Origin of the sequence: Caballeronia sp. LZ034LL, from assembly GCF_031451215.1 — a bacterium.
In the GTDB taxonomy this organism is placed as follows: domain Bacteria; phylum Pseudomonadota; class Gammaproteobacteria; order Burkholderiales; family Burkholderiaceae; genus Caballeronia.
Map to the genome: position 1 here is coordinate 1,554,929 of NZ_JARUXR010000001.1, position 18,087 is coordinate 1,573,015.

14 protein-coding genes are annotated in these 18,087 nt (G+C 68.4%); 11 read left to right on the forward strand and 3 right to left on the reverse strand.

Annotated features, from left to right (window positions below):
* Positions 1 to 178: 178 nt before the first annotated feature.
* Genes QCE83_RS07180 through QCE83_RS07205 form a run of 6 tightly spaced genes read left to right on the forward strand, consistent with a single transcriptional unit; the run spans position 179 to position 10,256 of the window.
* A complete protein-coding gene (locus tag QCE83_RS07180) occupies positions 179 to 2,500 on the forward strand; it encodes a filamentous hemagglutinin N-terminal domain-containing protein (RefSeq protein WP_309808376.1) in 2,322 nt (773 codons plus the stop codon).
* Complete coding sequence (locus tag QCE83_RS07185; protein WP_309808377.1) at positions 2,473 to 4,239, forward strand: ShlB/FhaC/HecB family hemolysin secretion/activation protein; 1,767 nt, start codon at positions 2,473 to 2,475, stop codon at positions 4,237 to 4,239. Before QCE83_RS07180 ends, QCE83_RS07185 begins: the two co-directional genes overlap by 28 nt.
* Before the next feature lie 8 nt (positions 4,240 to 4,247).
* Positions 4,248 to 4,895, forward strand: a complete 648-nt coding sequence (locus QCE83_RS07190; RefSeq protein ID WP_309808378.1) for a FecR family protein — start codon at positions 4,248 to 4,250, stop codon at positions 4,893 to 4,895.
* Between the two features lie 11 nt (positions 4,896 to 4,906).
* A complete protein-coding gene (locus tag QCE83_RS07195) occupies positions 4,907 to 7,183 on the forward strand; it encodes a SulP family inorganic anion transporter (RefSeq protein WP_309808379.1) in 2,277 nt (758 codons plus the stop codon).
* A complete protein-coding gene (locus tag QCE83_RS07200) occupies positions 7,180 to 9,423 on the forward strand; it encodes an adenylate/guanylate cyclase domain-containing protein (protein ID WP_309808380.1) in 2,244 nt (747 codons plus the stop codon). Before QCE83_RS07195 ends, QCE83_RS07200 begins: the two co-directional genes overlap by 4 nt.
* A 29-nt stretch (positions 9,424 to 9,452) precedes the next feature.
* Complete coding sequence (locus tag QCE83_RS07205; RefSeq protein WP_309808381.1) at positions 9,453 to 10,256, forward strand: 3',5'-cyclic-nucleotide phosphodiesterase; 804 nt, start codon at positions 9,453 to 9,455, stop codon at positions 10,254 to 10,256.
* Positions 10,257 to 10,271: 15 nt separating this feature from the next.
* Here QCE83_RS07205 and tehA read toward each other — a convergent pair whose 3' ends face one another.
* Positions 10,272 to 11,309 carry a dicarboxylate transporter/tellurite-resistance protein TehA gene (gene tehA / locus QCE83_RS07210; protein ID WP_309808382.1) on the reverse strand — a complete coding sequence of 346 codons (1,038 nt, stop codon included), beginning with the start codon at positions 11,307 to 11,309 and terminating at the stop codon, positions 10,272 to 10,274.
* A gap of 116 nt (positions 11,310 to 11,425) precedes the next feature.
* The gene (locus QCE83_RS07215) at positions 11,426 to 12,403 is read right to left on the reverse strand and encodes an alpha/beta hydrolase (protein WP_309808383.1); all 978 of its coding nucleotides are present in this window, start codon (positions 12,401 to 12,403) and stop codon (positions 11,426 to 11,428) included.
* A gap of 144 nt (positions 12,404 to 12,547) precedes the next feature.
* Between QCE83_RS07215 and QCE83_RS07220 the strand changes: the two genes are divergently transcribed.
* Positions 12,548 to 12,874 (forward strand): hypothetical protein, encoded by a 327-nt coding sequence (locus tag QCE83_RS07220; protein WP_309808384.1) that lies wholly within the window; start codon positions 12,548 to 12,550, stop codon positions 12,872 to 12,874.
* A gap of 16 nt (positions 12,875 to 12,890) precedes the next feature.
* On the opposite strand, the gene QCE83_RS07225 is transcribed toward QCE83_RS07220, so the two are convergent.
* The gene (locus QCE83_RS07225) at positions 12,891 to 14,369 is read right to left on the reverse strand and encodes an NCS1 family nucleobase:cation symporter-1 (protein ID WP_309808385.1); all 1,479 of its coding nucleotides are present in this window, start codon (positions 14,367 to 14,369) and stop codon (positions 12,891 to 12,893) included.
* Positions 14,370 to 14,587: 218 nt separating this feature from the next.
* Between QCE83_RS07225 and QCE83_RS07230 the strand changes: the two genes are divergently transcribed.
* The 4 genes from QCE83_RS07230 to QCE83_RS07245 all read left to right on the forward strand — a co-directional run bounded on the left by QCE83_RS07230 (position 14,588) and on the right by QCE83_RS07245 (position 18,080).
* On the forward strand, positions 14,588 to 14,758 hold the full coding sequence (locus QCE83_RS07230) for a hypothetical protein (protein WP_309808387.1): 171 nt from the start codon (positions 14,588 to 14,590) through the stop codon (positions 14,756 to 14,758).
* Positions 14,759 to 14,836: 78 nt separating this feature from the next.
* Positions 14,837 to 15,748, forward strand: coding sequence for a YihY/virulence factor BrkB family protein (locus QCE83_RS07235; RefSeq protein WP_309808388.1), 912 nt, complete (start codon positions 14,837 to 14,839; stop codon positions 15,746 to 15,748).
* 53 nt (positions 15,749 to 15,801) lie between these two features.
* Entirely contained in the window at positions 15,802 to 16,725 is a 924-nt protein-coding gene (locus QCE83_RS07240; RefSeq protein ID WP_309808389.1) for a DMT family transporter, read from the forward strand.
* A 578-nt stretch (positions 16,726 to 17,303) separates the two neighbouring features.
* The gene (locus tag QCE83_RS07245; RefSeq protein WP_309808390.1) at positions 17,304 to 18,080 is read left to right on the forward strand and encodes a hypothetical protein; all 777 of its coding nucleotides are present in this window, start codon (positions 17,304 to 17,306) and stop codon (positions 18,078 to 18,080) included.
* The last annotated feature ends 7 nt before the right edge of the window (positions 18,081 to 18,087 follow it).

The window sequence follows — 18,087 nt, forward strand, 5'->3', positions numbered from 1 at the left end:
GATCGCGCTGAGTACGTTAAGTGCGTTGCGTGCGTTAAGTGCGCAAGCGCACACAGCCCGCTCCGGCGCAGGTTCACTAAACGCGTAGTTGCAAGCATGATTCGGAACACTAAACTGCTTGATGATGCGGTCGCAGCGCCCCGGCGCGATGCACCGCAACAGAGAGGAGTCGGCCGACATGTTCAGCACGCTGCTCGCGGGCACCGCATCCCTCACCTTGCGGTTCTGTATTGCCACGTTGCTGGGCGCGGCATGCGCGCCCGTCGATGCCGGGCCGAGCGGCGGACGCATCGTCGCGGGCTCGGGGGCGATCGGCGGCGGCGGTTCGGCTACCGTCATCCAGCAGGACAGCAGCCGGCTCGCCATCGACTGGAATGCGTTCAGCACCCGCCCCGGCGAATCCGTCACCTTCAACCAGCCGGGCGCGAATGCGATCGCGCTGAACCGCGTCGTCGGGCCGCGCCCTTCGCTGCTGTTCGGCAAGCTGAACGCCAACGGCCAGGTGTTCATCGTCAATCCCAATGGCGTGATCTTCGGGCCGGGCGCGCAGGTGAACGTCGGCGGGCTGCTCGCCTCGACGCTCGGTCTCTCCACCCAGGATTTCATGAGCGGCCACTACGCCTTCGCAGTGAGCGGCCAGCGGCATGGCTGGGAGCATTGGCATCATCGTCACGGCGATGACGGCGACGGCGCACCCGTCGTCAATCTCGGCACCCTCACCAGCGCACCCGGCGGCTATGTCGCGCTGGTCGGCGCCCGCGTGATCAACGCCGGCACCATCACGACCCCGGAAGGCGTCACGGCGCTCGCGGCAGGCAGCCGCGTGGCCGTCACACTCGGCGATCACAGCCTGATCGGGCTGTCAGTCGATCAGGGGACGCTGCACGCGCTCGCCGCCAATCACGGACTCATCCAGGCCGACGGCGGCCAGGCCTGGCTCACCGCCCGCGCTGAAGATGCGCTGTTCGGCAGCGTCGTGAACAACAGCGGCGTCATCCAGGCGCGCAGCGCGGTGAACGAGAACGGCGTGATCCGGCTGGTCGCGGAAGGCGGCGTGGCGCGCGTCGGCGGCACGCTCGACGCCTCCGCTCCCGGCGGCGGCAACGGCGGCTCGATACAGACAGCGGGCACCCAGGTCCGCGTGGCCGACGACGCGCATATCACGACGGCATCCGCCTCGGGCCAGACCGGCACGTGGCGCATCGACAGCGGCTTGTCGGCGCGGGTCGGGCCGAATGGCGGCTCCGCCTTCGCCCGTCGCTTCGAGACGATGCAAGGCAGCACGCTGGCACGCGCGCTCGAATCGAATAATGTCAGCATCGATGCGGACGGCGGCGTGCTGATCGACGGGCCGGTCGCATGGAGCGGCGCGAATACGCTGTCGCTGGCCGCGCCACGCGGGATTACGCTGGACGCGGCCATTACTGCACCGCAGGGCACGCTGGCGATGTCGACGGCCGGTGTCGCCGCGCAGCGCGCCGCCATCGCGGTGGACGGACTCGCGTTGCAAGGGGCCACCGGCGCCTACACGTTCACGAATGCATCGAACCACATCGGCACGCTTACCGCCAATGCCAACACGCTCTCCGTCACCAGCGCCACGCCGATGACGGTGGGCAGCGTCGCCGGATTGACGGGCGTTGCAGCGAGCGGCGCGGTGACGCTGGCGGCGCCGTCGCTGACGCTTGCTGCTCCGGTATCGAGCCGCGCGCCGGGCACGGCGATCACGCTGGCGTCGGCGTCCTTCGACAACCGTGCCGGCGCCCAGGCGCTCTCGACGCCCAATGGCCGCTGGATCGTCTATTCCGATTCCCCGGATGCCGACCGCTTCGGCGGCCTGCAAAGCGGCAATCTCGCGCTCTGGGGCGACGCCTACGACGCCGGCGCCGGCCACTCGGATCCACGCGCCGCGTCGTCCGCGGGCAACCGCTTCGCGTTCGATGCGCTGCAGCAGGTCACGCTGACGGCGGTGAACCTCGACGTGCCGTTCGACACGCCGCGCACGCTCGGCCCGAACGACGTGACGATCGCACTGCGCTACGACGGCACGAACTACGGCCACGCGTTCGCGGACAGCCCGACGGTGCACGAGCCGTTCGTGTTCACGGTGACGAGCACGGGCGCCGCGCCCGGTGCGGCGAGCGGCGAATACGCGATCACGGTCACCACGGCCGGCGGCCCGACGGGTTACCGGATCACGACGCAGGGCGGCACGCTGCGGATCGCGGCGGGACCGCCGCCGGAACCGCCACCGCCGCCGCAACCTCCGCCGTCAACGCCCGATCAGCCGCCCGACGAACCCGCGATCGCGACGGCGGCGACGCTCCCCGGCATCCTCGACTCGGTGCGCACGGACGCCGCGAATCCCACGCCGCTGTCGGACGCGACGCCGGGTCTCGAACCGCAGTCGGCGCCGCTGGTGCAGCAGCGGTCGGATTCGTCGAGCGACGGCAGCCGTCTGCCGGACGACGCATGGCCCGGTCACGTCTGCCGCATGTGAGGCCCGCGCGCATCCGGCGCCTCGAGCCCGCCGCCCGCAACCGCAGCCGCGCCGGGCGGCGGCGCTTCGCGGCATTGCTGGCCGCGCTGGTCGCCGCGGGCTCCCGCGACATCCGCGATGCGCGCGCCCAGACGCTGCCGAACGCCGGCACGATCCTGCGGGAACAGCAGCAGCAGACCCCCGCCCCGCCGCCGCCGTCCGATCTGCGCCTGAACGTGACGCCCGCGCCCGCCGCGCCGCAGGAACCGGCGCCGGGCGGCATCCGCTTCGAGGTCAAGGGCTTCGAGTTCAGCGGCAATACGGTCTTCTCGTCGGCGCAACTGCTCGACGCGGTGCGTCCGCTGATCGGCCCGAACCGTTCGCTCGACGATCTCGACAACGCCGCCGACCGCATCAGCGCGTTCTACCGCCAGCACGGCTATCTGGTGGCGCGCGGCACTGTGCCGCCGCAGCAGATCGACCATGGCATCGTGCGCATCGCGGTGAGCGAGGGGCATTACGGACGCATCGGCATCGACAATCGTTCGCGGACCCGGGACGCGGTGCTCGAACGCTTCCTCACGCCCTTGCACAGCGGCGACGTGATCGACGAACACGCGCTCACCCGTGCGACGCTGCTCGCGCAGGACGCCGCCGGCGCCACCGGCGCTAACGCGACGATTGCGCCGGGCCTCCTGCCGGGCACCTCCGACCTGACCTTGCAGATGCCGCCGGCGCCGGCGCTGTCGGGCAGCGTGCAGGCCGACAACTTCGGCCAGACGACGACCGGCACCGCGCGGCTGATCAGCGCGCTGCAGTGGAACAATCCGCTCGGCATCGGCGATCAGCTGGGCGCGCGGCTGCTCGGCTCGATCACCGGGCAGTTCTACGGCAATCTCGGCTATACGGTGCCGCTCGGCGGCAGCGGGCTCAGCTGGGGCGCCGGCTATACGCGCTCGACCTATTCGGTGGGCGGCCAGTTCGACGATCTCGACGCCTACGGCAGCGCCAATGTGTGGTCCACCTTCCTGAGCTACGCGCTGCTGCGCGCGCCCGCGGCGAACGTGTGCGCGACGCTCGGCTACGATCACAAGCTGCTGTCGGATCACCTGGGCGCGTTCGATTCCGTCGATGACAAGAACAGCGACGTCGCGCGCCTGGCGCTGTCGGGCAACCTGACGCTCGAAAAGAGCATCACGACCTTCGACCTCGGCGCCCAGCACGGCAACCTGCGTTTCAAGTCGCCGCAGCCGGGACAGGCCGCCGCGCAGATCGCGGGTTCGTTCTCGAAGTTCGTGTTCGCGCTGACGCACACGCAGGTCCTGGGCGCACAGGCCAACGGGACTCAGCTGTACTTCTCGCTGAACGGCCAGGCGAGCTCGCGCAACCTCGACTCGTCCGAGCAGATCTCGCTCGGCGGGCCGTACGCGGTGCGCGCCTACGCCACCGGCGACGCGCCCGTCGACGAGGCCTACATCGCGAGCCTGGAACTTCGCCAGGCCGTGCCGCAGACGCTCGTGCCGGTGCGGGTCACGCTGAGCGCATTCGTCGATACCGCCGACGGCAAGGTCGTCGCCCATCCGGTCGTGCCGGGCAGCAATCACGTGCGACTCTCGGGCCTGGGCGTCGGCGCGAGCGTGGCCGCCCCGCACGATCTCCTGCTGTCGATGTCCTGGGCGCACACGCTCGGCTACGTGCCGGCGACGCTCGGCACTGGCCACGCGAACCGCTTCTGGGTCGCGCTCACCAAATCGTTCTGAGACCGGCCATGGCGCGCGTCCTCATTTTTCTGCTGTGTCTCCTCTTCGCGCTGAGCGCGCGTGCGGAGGAAAGCCGCACGGTCGCGACCATCAAGGCGCTGGTCGGCAACGTCGCGATCCAGTCGTCGAACGGCGCGCAACGCGTGGCGGCCGTGGGCGGCGAAATCGACAACGGCGACACGGTCCAGACCGGTGTCGGCGCCGAGATCGTGATGATCTTCACCGACGGCCAGCGCGTGTACCTGAAGCCGGGCTCCGTCTTCCGGGTCGACGACTTCAACTATGCCGCCGACGCGCCGCAGCAGGACCGCAGCTTCCTGTCGCTGGTGAAGGGCGGCCTGCGCGCGGTGGACGGGCTGGTCGCGAAACAGGGCAAGCCGGAGAACTATCGCGTGAAGACGCCGACCTCGACCATCGGCATTCGCGGCACCGAATATTCCGTCACCGATTGCGCCGATGTCGAACCCGGCAGCAACGCGAACTGCAAGGGCGAGCAGATCGTCGTGTACGACGGCCAGATCGTGGTGCTCAACCAGGTCGACAGGCAGATCGTGCGCGCGGGCGAAGGCGCGATCGTCGTCAGTCCGCGACTGCCCTTCGGCGTGCTGCCCGCCTCGCGCGTGACGCCGGTGGTGCCGTCGGCGGCCTGCCGCTAGCGGGAGGCGCGATGAGCGAGCACCCGGGCTCCGATCCCGCATTGCTGCGGCCCGCGCGCGGCGCGCGGCCGGCGGCGGCGTTGACGTTGGCGGCGCTCGGCATCGACACGCTCGCCGCGCTGCTTACGGCGCTGATCGCGCTGTCGTATGCCGCCGGCTACGGCGCGATGATCTTCTCCGCCGGCCTCTCGCCATGGCTGCCGGCCGGCATGCCCACCGCGTTGCTGAGCTGCGTGCTCGTCGCGCTGGTGGTGTCGCTGACGAGCTCGGTGCCGTTCGTGATCGCCGGGCCCGATTCCAACGCCACCGCTTTACTGGCGCCGCTCGCCGCGGGCATCGCGCTGTCGGTGCATGCGGCGGGCGGCGACGACGAAGCCGTGCTCGCCACGGTGCTGATGCTGATCGCGGTGTCGTCGCTCGCGACCGGCGCGCTGCTGTTCGCGCTGGCGCACTGGAAACGCGGCAATGCGATCCAGTACATTCCGTTTCCGGTGATCGGCGGCTTTCTGGCGGGCACCGGCCTGCTGCTGCTCGAAGGCGCGCTGCGCGTGCTGACCGATATGCCCGTCGGGCTCGCGACGCCGCGCATCGTCATGCAGTTGCCATGGCTCGCGAGCGTGCCGGCGCTCGTGGTCGGCCTGGGCCTGCTGGTGCTGACGCGCATCACGCGGCCGTCGCGCTACGCCATCGTCCTGCCCTCGATGATGGCGCTCGGCATCGCGCTCTTCTATGTCGGCCTGGCCGCGTCGGGCAAGCATCTGGAAGACGCGCGGCGCATGGGCCTGTTGTTCCGCTACGAACCGCTGTCCGGCATGCGCCTGCCGGTCGCGCTGATCCACGTCGCCTGGCTGCCGATGCTGTGGTCGCGCGCACTCGACATCGTCGCCATCGCGGCGGTCTCGTCGATGACCGTCCTGCTCAACGCGACGAGCATCGGCGTCACCACGTCGCGCGATATCGACTTCAATCGCGAGATGCGCGCGGCCGGTCTCGCAAATCTCTTGACCGGGCTGGCGGGCGGGCTGGTCGGCGCGCAATCGATGACGCGCACCATGACCAACTGGCGGCTCGGCGTACGCGACCGGCGCGCGGGCGTGCTGGCCGCGCTGCTCTCGCTCGCCGTGATCGCGTTCTTTCCGAGCATGATGACGCTCCTGCCGAAGCCGGTGCTGGTCGGGCTGCAACTGTTCATCGGCGCGGCGATGCTGATCGAATGGCTCGTCATGTCCGTCCGGCGCCTGCCGTGGCACGACTATCTGCTGATTCCCGCGATCATGGTCTGCATCGCGGTCTACGGCATCGCGGCGGGCGTCCTGCTGGGCATCGTCGCGGCGTGTCTGCTGTTCGTGGTGCGCTACGGGCGCGTCAACTGCCTGCGCCGCGAATTCGACGGCCGCGGACGGCGTTCGAACGTCGAGCGTGGCGTCGATGACACCCGGCTGCTCGATGCCCACGCGCACACGCTGTATGGCGTCGCGCTGCAGGGCTTCCTGTTCTTCGGCACCGCGCACTCGATCCTCGCGCATATCCGCGGGCGCATCGAAGCGCCGGAAGGCACGTCGAAGGAGCCGGGCGTGCGCTTCGTGCTGGTGGATTTCGCGCGCGTGCATGGCGTCGATGCATCGAGCGCCGCGAGCTTCGTGCGGCTCCGTCAGGCTTGTGGGCGCGTGCGCGCGCAGATCGTGCTGACGGGGCTGTCTCCCGCGCTGCGCAGCTGGCTGGCGCGTGATGCCACGCATGCCAACGATTCGAACGGCCCCGGCAGCCTGCATGTCTTCGACGATCTGGACGGCGGCCTCGAATGGATCGAGACACAGATCCTGCGTGGCGCGCGCGGCGCGGCGTCTGCTCGCGCGACGCCTGCCGGCAGCGACGCCTTCGTCTCGACGCTGCCCGCCACGCTCGACGCATTGCGCCCGCATCTCGACACGCTGCGGCTCGCGCCCGGCGATTATCTGTTCCGCCAGGCCGATCCCGGCGATTCCATCTACTTCGTCGAGACCGGACGCGTGACCGTGGCGCTCGCGCTCGGCGACGGACACACGCTGCGGCTGAGGAGCTTCGGCGCGGGGACCATCGTCGGGGAAATGGCGGTGTACACGGGCGCGCAGCGCAGCGCGGATGTCGTCGCCGACGAACCCACGGTCGTCTCGCGCCTGGCGCTGGCGACGCTCCGGCGTCTCGAGGACGAGGACCCCGCGCTCGCGGCGCGCATGCACAAGTTCGCCGCGCGCGTGCTGGCGGCGCGGCTCGGCGCGGCCAACGAGCAGTTGCGGGCGGCGCAATGAGGCGCGGCCGGCGCGCGGACCGCGAGCCCTTCGCGTTCGTGCTGAAACGCGCGGCCGGGCGCTGGGCACTGGGCGTGGCGATCGTCATCGGGTTCGCGGCGCACGCGCTGTCGCTCTACCCGCTGCGTTTCGTCGATACCTTCGACGCGCTGATCTACGACACCCAGTTGCGTCTCTTCATGCCGCGCACGACGGACGCGCGCATCGCCATTCTCGACATCGACGAGAAGAGCCTCGCGGAACTCGGCCGCTGGCCGTGGAGCCGCGCGCGCATGGCGGAACTGGTGGAGACGCTGTTCGAACGAGAGCATGTCGCGGTGCTCGGCTTCGACATGGTGTTCGCCGAGCCCGATGCCAGTTCAGGCCTCGCCGTGCTCGACGGCCTCGCGCACGGCGCGCTCGCCGGCGACGCGGACTATCGCGCGGCGCTTGCGACACTGGCCCCGCAACTCGACTACGACCAGCGCTTCGCGGCCACGCTCGCGCGCCATCCTGTCGTGCTCGGCTATTACTTCGCGAACCAGGAGGCGTCGAGCGGCGCGATCCCGGCGCCGCTGCTGCATGCGGGCGCTTTCGGGGCGCACCCGTTCACGCTGTTCGACTGGACCAGCTACGGCGGCAACCTGCCCGCGCTGCAAACGGCGGCGCGGCGCGCGGGTTACTTCAATCCGGTGATCGACTTCGATGGCGCCGTGCGGCGCGTGCCGCTCGTCACCGCTTATCGCGACGGCGTGTATGGCGCGCTGTCGCTCGAAGTACTGCGGGCGCTGTACGGCGACGCCGCCGTGCGCCCGCTGTTCGATGACCCCGCCGACGCGAGCGCGCCGCTGTCCGGCCTTGCATTGACGACGCCGCGCGGCACCCGCGCGATACCGCTCGATGAAAACGGCGCGGCGCTCGTGCCGTATCGCGGCGGCGCGGGCAGTTTCCCGTATTACTCGATCGCCGACGTGCTCGCGCGGCGCATTCCGCCGGGCGCGCTGGCGGGCCGCATCGTGCTGGTTGGCACCACCGCGCCGGGCCTGATGGATCAGCGCACGACGCCGGTGGGCGAGGTGTATCCGGGCGTCGAGGTCAATGCCAGCCTGATCAGCGGCATGCTCGACGGCACCATCCGCTTTCAGCCGCCCTTCGCCGCCGCGTTGCAGGCGTTTGCACTGGTCGTTTCAGGACTCGCGATGATCTTCGTGTGGCCCTGGCATGGTCCCGCGCGCGCGACGCTCTGCACCGTGCTGTTGCTCGCGGCGTTCGTCGCCGCCGATCTCTATGCGTTCGCGCGCCTCAACTGGTTCATTCCGATGGGCTCGCTGCTGCTCGCCATCGTCGCGCTCCATGCGCTCAACATGTCGTATGGCTATTTTGTGGAGGCGCGCGCGAAACGCCGCTTCGCCGCGCTGTTCGGCCAGTACGTGCCGCCCGAACTGGTCGAGGAAATGAGCAGGCATCCGGAGGACTACAGCATGGCGGGACGCCGCGCCGAACTGACGGTGCTGTTCTGCGACGTGCTGGGCTTCACGGCCATCGCCGAGACGCTGGAGCCGGAAGCGCTCGCGCGCCTGATGAACGAGTATCTCGGCACCATGACCGAGGTGATCCGCGCGCATCGCGGCACGCTCGACAAGTACATGGGCGATGCGATCATGAGCTTCTGGGGCGCGCCCGTCGACGACCCGGCGCACGCGCGTCACGCGGTGGCGGCGGCGCTCGGCATGCGTGCGGCGCTGGTGGAACTGAACCGCACGCTGAGCGCGCGCGGCTGGCCGACGCTGTGGATCGGCATCGGCATCAATACCGGGCCGATGACGGTCGGCGACATGGGCTCGCCGGTGCGCAAGGCCTATACGGTGATGGGCGATGCGGTGAACGTCGCGGCGCGGCTCGAGGGCCTGACGCGGCGTTTCGACATCGACATCATCGTCGGCGAGGCGACGCGCGCGCAGGTGCCCGATGTCGTGTTCCGCGAGCTGGACCGCGTGCGCGTGCGGGGCCGCGTGGCACCGATCGCCGTGTTCGAGCCGCAGCCGCCGCAGCATGGCGCCGAAGCGCTCGCGCGCTGGCACGCGGCGCTGTCGCATTACCGCGCGCGCGAGTGGGACGCGGCGCAGGCGCGGCTCGATGCGCTGGCGGCGCAGTATCCCGGGCAGCAGCTGTATGCGCTGTATCGCAAGCGGGTCGAGACGCTGCGGGGCGCCGAGCTGCCTGCTGACTGGGACTGCGTCAGCGCATTCGATACGAAGTGATTTCCTGCAGTCTTCAACTGGGCCGCATCATGAAAGTTCGGGTACTCGGCTGTAGCGGTGCGATCAATGGCGGCGGTGGCGGTGGCGGTGGTATTGGCTCCGACCACGATCCGGGTGGCACCACGGCGCTGCTCGTGGACGACGATCTGCTGATCGATGCGGGCACCGGCGTCGCCGTGCTCGCCGACGACGCTCTCGCACGCATCGATCACGTGTTCCTCACGCATTCGCATCTGGATCACATCGCGTATCTGCCGCTGATGATCGATGCCGTCGGCGAAGCGCGCAGCGCGCCCGTCACCGTGCATGCGAGCCGCGCGACGCTCGACATCCTGCACGCCCACATCTTCAACAATCTTATCTGGCCGGACTTCACGCGGATTCCATCGGCGGCGGCGCCCGCGGTGCGTTTCGAAGCGCTGGAAGCGGGCGGGCGCGTGGTGCTCGACGGGCGCACCGTGACCGCCCTGCCCGCCTGCCATACGGTGCCGTCCACCGGCTTCGCGTTGACGGGCGCCGCTGCGAGCCTCGCCTTCAGCGGCGACACGACGACGCATACCGCGTTCTGGTCCGCCGTGCGCATGCTTCCGGGCTTGCGTTACGTGATCGTCGAGACGGCGTTTTCCGATGCGCAGATCGACTTGGCGCGCATCGCGCATCACTATTGCCCGAGCCTGCTCGCCGACGATCTGCGCGGCATTGGTCTCCGAGCCGAACTGCTGATTTCGCATCTGAAACCGCCGCACGGCGCGCAGATTCTCGATGAACTGCGCGCCGCGTTGCCGGACCTCGCATTGCGTGCGCTGCGCGCGGGCGAGGTGCTGGAACTGTGATGCGCGTCGCCGCGTTCAGTGCGGGAGAGCGGCGGCACGGTTGTTGATCGGCCGGGCCGGGCTGCTGACGCCAGCGGGCACGGGCAACAGTTCGCCGCGCACGATGGCCCGCACCGTCCCCGCAATCAGCAGTCCGATCACCACATTCGACAGCACGAAGGCGACCGGCGCGAGCCATTCGAGCGGTCCCGTGGCGCCGCGTTCGAGCATGCGCAGCATGAGGGTCGGCAAGGCGGCGGCGCCGAAGCTCACGGCCCAGTAGGCGGGCGTGAAGCCGCGCTGACGGATCCACGGAACCAGCCGGATCAGCAGCAAGGCCTGATAGAGCCCGTAGCCGAGCAGCATCCAGGCGAACACATCGGGTACGCCGTGCGTGATCGCGAGATAACTCACACCGCCGACGACGGGCGGCGCCAACTGGATTCCCAGACTCGGGCGCATTGCTTCCGGCAAGGGTTCATGCACGGCGGCGCGATGCAGCACGATGGATTCGATCGCTATCCAGGAAAACACGCCTGCGCCGAAGAACAGCGCGCCGAGTTGCGTGAAGCCGAGTCTCGCGGCAGCCGTGCCGGCGACGAAGCTCGGCGCGACGGTCGGCAGGTAGATGGCGGGCGTGCTCAGTTCGGGCTTGCGGCCGCCTTGCCAGAATCGTCCGTGCAGCCAGACCCCGAGCGCGAGCTGCGCGATCACGCCCAGCGTGAAGAGCGCGATGGCGAGATCGCGTGAATAGACCTGCACCGCTTGCGCGGCAAGCAGCGCGGACACCGGCACGAGCGCCGCGAACGAGGACTGCACCGGATGCTGCAATTCGGCGAGCGCCGCCGCGCGCGCGACGCGCCAGGTGCGGGCGTAGGCGACCAGAACCACCAGCAGGACGGCAAGCGCGGCGGCGGTGAGGAATGCCGGGATGACATCGGGAATCGTCCAGACGCGTGCGGCCGCGCGCCACGCGCCCGCGAAGGCCAGCGCGCCGACCGGGATACCGAAGAACGCTACCGGCATCGGCGCGGGCCGGGGTGTTGCGATGTTGATGTTGCTGTTGCTGTTCATTGCTCTTCTCCTGGAAGTCGATGGAGAGAGCTTAGGAGCGCGGCGCTCCGGGTTGAATGTCGCGGAGGATCGTTGGTCTGCTCGGGCGTCTCAATTCGTCGCCCGACCCGCGCCCTTCACCGTCCGACGAACGCATCCACATGCCGCGCCAGCTCCAGCGGATACTGGAACATCAGCGCGTGCCCGGCATCCGCCACGACGTCGAGCCGCGAACGCGGAATCAACTGCTCGAGCGCCCGGCCATTGGCGTCGGGCAGCACCGCGTCGTCCGCGCCCTCGATGATCAGCGTGCGCACCGGCGAACGCCGCAACGCCGCGGCGGCGGTGTGATCGGCGAACCAGCCCTGCATCGCCCGGTCCTGCTGCACCGCGACCGCGTCTGGCACCGGCCGGCCCTTGTACCCCGTCGGCGCGAACATGTCGCCGACGAAGCAGCGCGACGCATCCGCCACCGCGTCGGCGGGAAACAGCACGCCCATGATGCGCGCAAAGGCGTCCTTGCCCCCGCCCGACAGGACCGAGAGCACTTCGGGCGGCGTCGGCACCGCGTCGGGCCCGGGCGGCGCGGTGGCAATCAGCGTGAGCGAGGCGACCCTGTCGCGCGCATCGAGTGCGAGCTGCTGCGCGATCATGCCGCCCATCGACCAGCCGACCACATCGACCTGCGACAGCTTCAGGCCCGCGATGACATCGGCGGCATCGGCGGCCATGTCGCGGATCGAGTAATCGGCGCCGTAGTGTCCGGCGACGATCGTCGAACCGCCGATGCCGCGATTGTCGAAGACGATCACGTCGCGATGCTTCGCCAGTTCGCCGAGAAAATACGCGTTCCATTCGCCGAGCGTCGCGCGATAGCCGGTGATCAGGAGCAGCGGCCTGCCGTGTCCGAACCGCGCATAGCCGATCGGCCCGTTGCGGCCCTGCACCGTGCCCTGTTTCGCTGCGGGCGGCTGGTCGGGACGCGCGCTGTGCAGCCCGCACAACTGGTCGGGGCCGAACGAGACATTCTCGGCGGACGCGGACGGCGCGAACGCCGCGCAGGCGGCAATGACCAGGCACGACGACAGGACACGGGCAAGCAGCACGGCTTTCATCCAATGCTCCAGAGTGAGGTGAACAGGCCAATGGCTCACGCGCGCAGCGGCTCGAACAAAAAGCCGACGCACGTCGCGACAGCGGGGAATAATAGGCGGCGGATCACGCGCCTTCAACAAGAGCTTAAAACCGGAGTTCCAACGATGATGAACCGACTCGTCCACTCGTGCCTTCTCCCCGCCGCTGCCGCGCTGCTGCTCGCCGCGTGCAGCACGCCGGTCGAATTCTCGGCGACGGCCAGCCCGCCGCCCTGGAACGACAGCGGCGACGCCGATTTCACCGGCATGGACAGCGCGATGTCCGCCTGCAAGGCCGCCGCGAAGCAGGCCGGCGCAGGCCGCTGCACGCAGATCCGCGCCTATGAGGCGTGCATGAAGACGAAGAGCTATATCACCGTGCTCGGGCCGGAAAACCCGCCGAACTGCGGCCAGCCCGACTGGGAGCAGGACGTGCGCAAATGGATCAAGTGAGACGGATCAGGTGCGCTCATGTGCGATGGGCGAGGCGCATGAACAGCACATAGAGCAGCGCGCCCGCCGCCGCGCCGATCAGCCAGCCGAGATTGTTGGGCGGCAGGAGCTTGAGCATCTGCGTCGAGAGCTCCCAGCCGACCGACACGATCCCCGACAACACCAGCGCCGCCAGCCCGACCTTGTTCCAGCCGCCGTCATAGTGGAAGCGTCCGCCGGGCTGCATCGTGTAGAGATCGGCGGTCTGCACCTGCTGGCGCTTGATGAGGTAATAGTCGGACATCATGACGCCGTACATCGGCGCAAGCACCGCGCCGAACACCGACACGAAGATGGTGATGGCCTTGGGGCTGTCGACGAAGATCCACGGACACACCATCACCGCGAGCACCGACGCGATCAGCCCGCCCTTCTTGAAGTCCACGTGCTTCGGAAACAGATTGGCGATGTCGTAGGCCGGCGAGACGAAGTTGGCGACGATGTTGATGCCCATCGTCGCGATGATGAAAGTGATGCTGCCGATCGCGACCCACACCTTGTTCTCGATGCGCGAGACGATCTCGACCGGGTCCATGATCATCGTGCCGAAGACCTTCTCGCTGCCCGCGGTGACGATCACCGTGATGATGGCGAACGCGACGAAGTTGAACGGCAGGCCCAGGAAATTGCCGACCTTCATCTGCCGCTCGCTCTTGGCGAAGCGCGAGAAGTCGCCGAAGTTCAGCAGCAGCGCCGCGAAGTAGCTCACCACGAGCAGGGTGGCGTTGATCATCGCGTGGAGTTGTTCGTCGCCGGACAGGACCTTGCCCGACAGCGTGAGATTGAGACTGCCGAGACCGGCGTGATAGAGGATCCAGCCCATCAGCACGAACATCACGACATACACCGCCGGCCCGCAGAAGTCGATGAACTTGCGGATGATCTCCATGCCGCGCTGGAAGATGATGAGCTGCAGGAGCCACATGAAGAGGAAGCTCACCCAGCCGAGCATGTCGAGCCTGAGAAAGCTGGTGTCGCGCCACGCGGCCACCGACGGCACGAACAACAGCAGCAGCGTGGCCACGGCCTTCGAAGCGAAGTAGGTCTGCACGCCATACCACACGATGCCCACCACGCCGCGAATCAGCGCCGCGAGATTGGCGCCCATCACGCCCATCGAGACGCGGGCCATCACGGGGAACGGTATGCCGTGGACGAGGCTCGGCTTGCCGACCCAGTTCATCAGCACATACACGACCAGGATGCCGATGGTCAGCGCGAGCAGCACTTGCCAGCCGGAGATGCCGAGCAGGAACAGGCTTGCGGCAAACGTATAGCCGCCGACGCTGTGCACGTCCGACATCCACATCGCGAAGATGCTGTAGCCGTTCCAGGTGCGCTTCGAGCGCGGCACGGGCGCGAGGTCGTGGTTGTAGAGCCGCTCGTCGGGATTGACGATCTCGGTGTCGGCGCCGGGCAGCGCGGCATGGGCGGAGCTTGCAGGGGTGGCTGACATGGCGTCCTCCTGGACCGATACGGAAGCGGACTGTCGAACTGCTCGGGGCAACAATCGGGACATAAATCGGGGCACGGCTCAAGGGCAAGAGTAGTTCATCCACTGGCGAAGGTGAACGGACATCGACGGTGCTTACCATAGCTTTCACCGCGTTAAAGTCCGATCGTGCCCTTGCCGTTATGCACACCATGAGAAAAAGACGCCTCCCCTCCCGCGACATGAACAACGCCTTCTCCGCCGCCGCCGAAGCGCTGGCGCTGTTCTGCCGCCTGCGTAATATCGACGCCACCGAACTGCCCGCTGAAGACGTCGATACCCTCCTCGATCTCGCTTTCGAAGAAGCCGCGCAGCAGGCCGCGGCACGCAGCGAAGCACGCCGGACAAGCTGAACGCGCTTAAGCCTTTGCCATAGGCGTGGAACTTGCTCTTTCGCCAAGGATGCGCAGTGCGCGCCGCGCGGAGGTGGCATGTCCCGGATTCTCGGCCCGGTACTGGGCCCGCAAGTACGTAGTGTCGCGCGTCATCCGTTTGGTTTCGCGCTGCGTACGCTGAAGGCCTTCCGCGCTAACCAGGGCGTTCTGCTGGCGGGCGCGGTGGCGTATTACGCGCTGCTCTCCATCGTCCCGCTGCTGATCCTGATCGTCATCGTGCTGTCGCGTTTCGTCGGACAGCAGGAATTGCTCGACACCCTCGCTCATCTGCTCGAATGGCTCGTGCCGGGACAGGCGCGTGCAATCGTGCGCGAACTGGCCAATTTCCTCGCACATCGCGCGGTGCTCGGCTGGGTGCTGCTCGTCACGATGATCTTCTTCAGCTCCCTCGCCTTCACCGTGCTGGAAAACGCGATGTCGGTGATCTTCGTGCATCGCGTCGCCATCCGCCGGCGCCACTTCCTGCTCTCCGCCCTGCTGCCGTATTGCTACATCCTGTTCCTGGGCGTCGGCATGCTGATTGTCACGTTCGTCTCCAACGGACTCCAGGCGATGGGCAGCAACTCCATCGATCTGCTCGGCATCGAGGTGTCGCTCAAGGGCGTGTCGCGGCTGCTGCTCTATCTGCTCGGCTTCGCGGGCGAAGTCTTCGTGCTCACGTCGATCTATCTCGTGATGCCGGTCGGACGCCCTTCGCTGCGGCTGGCGCTGCTCGGCAGCGTCGTCGCGGCCGTGTTGTGGGAAATCACACGGCACGTGCTGGTGTGGTACTTCGCGACGCTCTCGCAGGTCAGCGTGGTCTACGGCTCGCTGACGACGTCGATCGTCGTGCTGTTCAGTCTCGAAGCGCTGGCGACGCTGCTGCTGTTCGGCGCCCAGGTCATCTCCGAATTCGAGCGCTTCGGCCACGAAGCCGATACCCCGCCGCAAGGCTTCACGACGGACTGAACGGATTGAGCATGCGTGCGCTACAGTGAAGCGCCCCGTCCTCCGTGCCGCCGATGTCCAAGCCCCGTTCCGATGCCGCCTCCCGCGCGCGCTCGTCACGCTCGTCACCGAACGCGCGCGTGGCCCTCTTGACGTGCAGCGCGATGCTCGCCTTTGCCGGCAACTCGCTGCTGTGCCGGCTCGCGCTGAAGGGCACGCAGATCGACGCGGCCACCTTCACGCTGGTGCGCATCGCGTCGGCGGCGCTGTTGCTCGCGGCGCTCCTGTTGGCGCGCGGCCGTGACCGGCACGCCGAAGCGCCAGCCGCCGGCAGCTGGATGTCCGCGCTCGCGCTGATCGTCTATGCCGCGATGTTTTCCTATGCGTATGTGCGGCTGCCGGCCGGCACCGGCGCGCTGCTCTTGTTCGGCGCCGTGCAGGCGACGATGATCGGCTACGGCCTAGCGACGGGAGAGCGGCTCGCACCCGCGCAATGGCTCGGGCTATTGCTCGCGCTCGCCGGGCTCGTCTGGCTCGTGCTGCCGGGACTGACGGCGCCGGACCCGCTGTCATCGGCGCTCATGATCGCGGCGGGTGTCGGCTGGGGCGTGTACTCGCTGCGCGGGCGCGGCCTCGCCGATCCGGTCGCGGCCACCGCCGGCAACTTCCTGCGCGCGCTGCCGTTCGCGGCGGCGGTTTCCATCGCAGCGTTCGCGGCCCAGCAGGCCCGCTTCGATGCCGCCGGCTTCGGCTATGCCGCGGCCTCCGGTGCGCTGACCTCCGGCCTTGGCTATGTCGTCTGGTATGCCGCGCTGAAAGGCCTCAAGCCCGCGACGGCCGCCACCGTGCAACTGAGCGTACCGGTCATCACGGCGGTCGGCGGCGTGCTGCTGCTCGGCGAAACGCTCGGCGCGCGGCTCGTGACGAGTTCGATTGCCACACTCGGCGGCATCGCGCTCGTCGTGATGACTCGACGAAAGCTGAAAGCTGACCGTTAAGGTCATCCCGAATGGTGAAACTTCGAGAATCCATGTGAACTTTTAACAATTCCAGGCCACGAATGCCCATGCGTTCCGTGAAGCCCGCGAGCCGCACGATTCGTATGTGCGCCAGCTCACATACGCCCGGCTTGGTCCTCTGAAGAATGAGGTATGCGGAGCACTCCATTTTTGGGGCTGGAACGAAGCCTGCTATGTAGATTGTTGGAGATACTTCGTTGTCGTGTCGCGCGATGCGGGACGCCCCTGCGCAAGGGGCTTGCCGGGGATGTCGAATTCGTCGGTCCGCTCACGCGCGACACCTTCCGCCACATGTTCGACTGTCCGATGCCGCCGGATTCATGGTGACATCGGACGGCAGTTGTATTGATCGGCCCAAAGAGCGCCGGCCGGAGCGGCCGGCCCGGCGATGCCGCGTTCCGCGCATGAGTCATCTGCGCTGAACCGGGCGATGGCCGCACCGTTCCTGCTTCGGCTGATTCCGGTGCGAGTGCCCGTCGTCCCGTGCGGCTGCCTGACCGGGCGTGCGCGCTGCCATGCGCCCGCCGTCCGACCCATACGTTCTGGAGAGTGCTGACATGCCTCACCATGCTGAGCTACCCCCCGAGGAGCGTTTCGAGGCCCATCCCGGCCCGGCGAACGATCCAAGCGTCATCAACCTGCCGCCGCCGGAGCCCGACTTCGGCGATGAACCTGCGCCCGTGCGCGCGCCGTTGCGCTTCGGGCGGCTGGCGCTGTGGATGGCATCCGCGAGTGCGCTCGGCATCGGCGTGCTGGGCACCGTGGGCTACGGCATGTGGTTCAACCACGATCAGCGCGTTTATGCCGAAGCGATGGCGAGCGCGCGCAAGACGCTCGGCATCGAGCAGCCGGTGATCGCCGCGCAAACGCAGTCGGCGGGTGTCGTGGAGGCGCCCGGAGCCGCGCCCGCGGTGTATGTGGGCAACACGAGCGGCGATGCCTCGGCGAACGTGACGGCGACGCCGCTCGACACGGCCTCGCCGTCCACGGATGCGCCGACGACCGTCGCTGCAGCCGCCGACGACGACCATTCACAGGATGCGGTCGGCACCACGGAACTCGCGACGGCCACCGCGCTTGCCGCGACACCCCGAGGCACCGCGCCCGCACAGACCGCCGCGACGACGCGCCGCGCCAACGGCGCCGCGGTCCAGCAGACGGCCCAGACCAGCAATCGCACGCCGCAGGCCAATCAGGCCGGCGCGGCGCGCCGGCACACCGCGCATGCCAAGCCCGAGGGTGGATTGTTTGCCCGCGTCGGCGCGTTCTTTCATCGAGTGAGCTATCGACACAATGTTCCGACCCGTCAGCGAGAGGAGTATTCCCGTCCCTGATGAGACC

What these genes read in the sequence shown, in the direction of transcription:
- QCE83_RS07240 (WP_309808389.1), top strand. Translation starts at nt 15,802, where the DNA reads ATGTCCAAGCCCCGTTCCGATGCCGCCTCCCGCGCGCGCTCGTCACGC.
- QCE83_RS07225 (WP_309808385.1), bottom strand. Translation starts at nt 14,369, where the DNA reads ATGTCAGCCACCCCTGCAAGCTCCGCCCATGCCGCGCTGCCCGGCGCC.
- QCE83_RS07235 (WP_309808388.1), top strand. Translation starts at nt 14,837, where the DNA reads ATGTCCCGGATTCTCGGCCCGGTACTGGGCCCGCAAGTACGTAGTGTC.
- QCE83_RS07195 (WP_309808379.1), top strand. Translation starts at nt 4,907, where the DNA reads ATGAGCGAGCACCCGGGCTCCGATCCCGCATTGCTGCGGCCCGCGCGC.
- tehA (WP_309808382.1), bottom strand. Translation starts at nt 11,309, where the DNA reads ATGAACAGCAACAGCAACATCAACATCGCAACACCCCGGCCCGCGCCG.
- QCE83_RS07205 (WP_309808381.1), top strand. Translation starts at nt 9,453, where the DNA reads ATGAAAGTTCGGGTACTCGGCTGTAGCGGTGCGATCAATGGCGGCGGT.
- QCE83_RS07180 (WP_309808376.1), top strand. Translation starts at nt 179, where the DNA reads ATGTTCAGCACGCTGCTCGCGGGCACCGCATCCCTCACCTTGCGGTTC.
- QCE83_RS07215 (WP_309808383.1), bottom strand. Translation starts at nt 12,403, where the DNA reads ATGAAAGCCGTGCTGCTTGCCCGTGTCCTGTCGTCGTGCCTGGTCATT.
- QCE83_RS07200 (WP_309808380.1), top strand. Translation starts at nt 7,180, where the DNA reads ATGAGGCGCGGCCGGCGCGCGGACCGCGAGCCCTTCGCGTTCGTGCTG.
- QCE83_RS07185 (WP_309808377.1), top strand. Translation starts at nt 2,473, where the DNA reads ATGGCCCGGTCACGTCTGCCGCATGTGAGGCCCGCGCGCATCCGGCGC.
- QCE83_RS07190 (WP_309808378.1), top strand. Translation starts at nt 4,248, where the DNA reads ATGGCGCGCGTCCTCATTTTTCTGCTGTGTCTCCTCTTCGCGCTGAGC.
- QCE83_RS07230 (WP_309808387.1), top strand. Translation starts at nt 14,588, where the DNA reads ATGAACAACGCCTTCTCCGCCGCCGCCGAAGCGCTGGCGCTGTTCTGC.
- QCE83_RS07220 (WP_309808384.1), top strand. Translation starts at nt 12,548, where the DNA reads ATGATGAACCGACTCGTCCACTCGTGCCTTCTCCCCGCCGCTGCCGCG.
- QCE83_RS07245 (WP_309808390.1), top strand. Translation starts at nt 17,304, where the DNA reads ATGCCTCACCATGCTGAGCTACCCCCCGAGGAGCGTTTCGAGGCCCAT.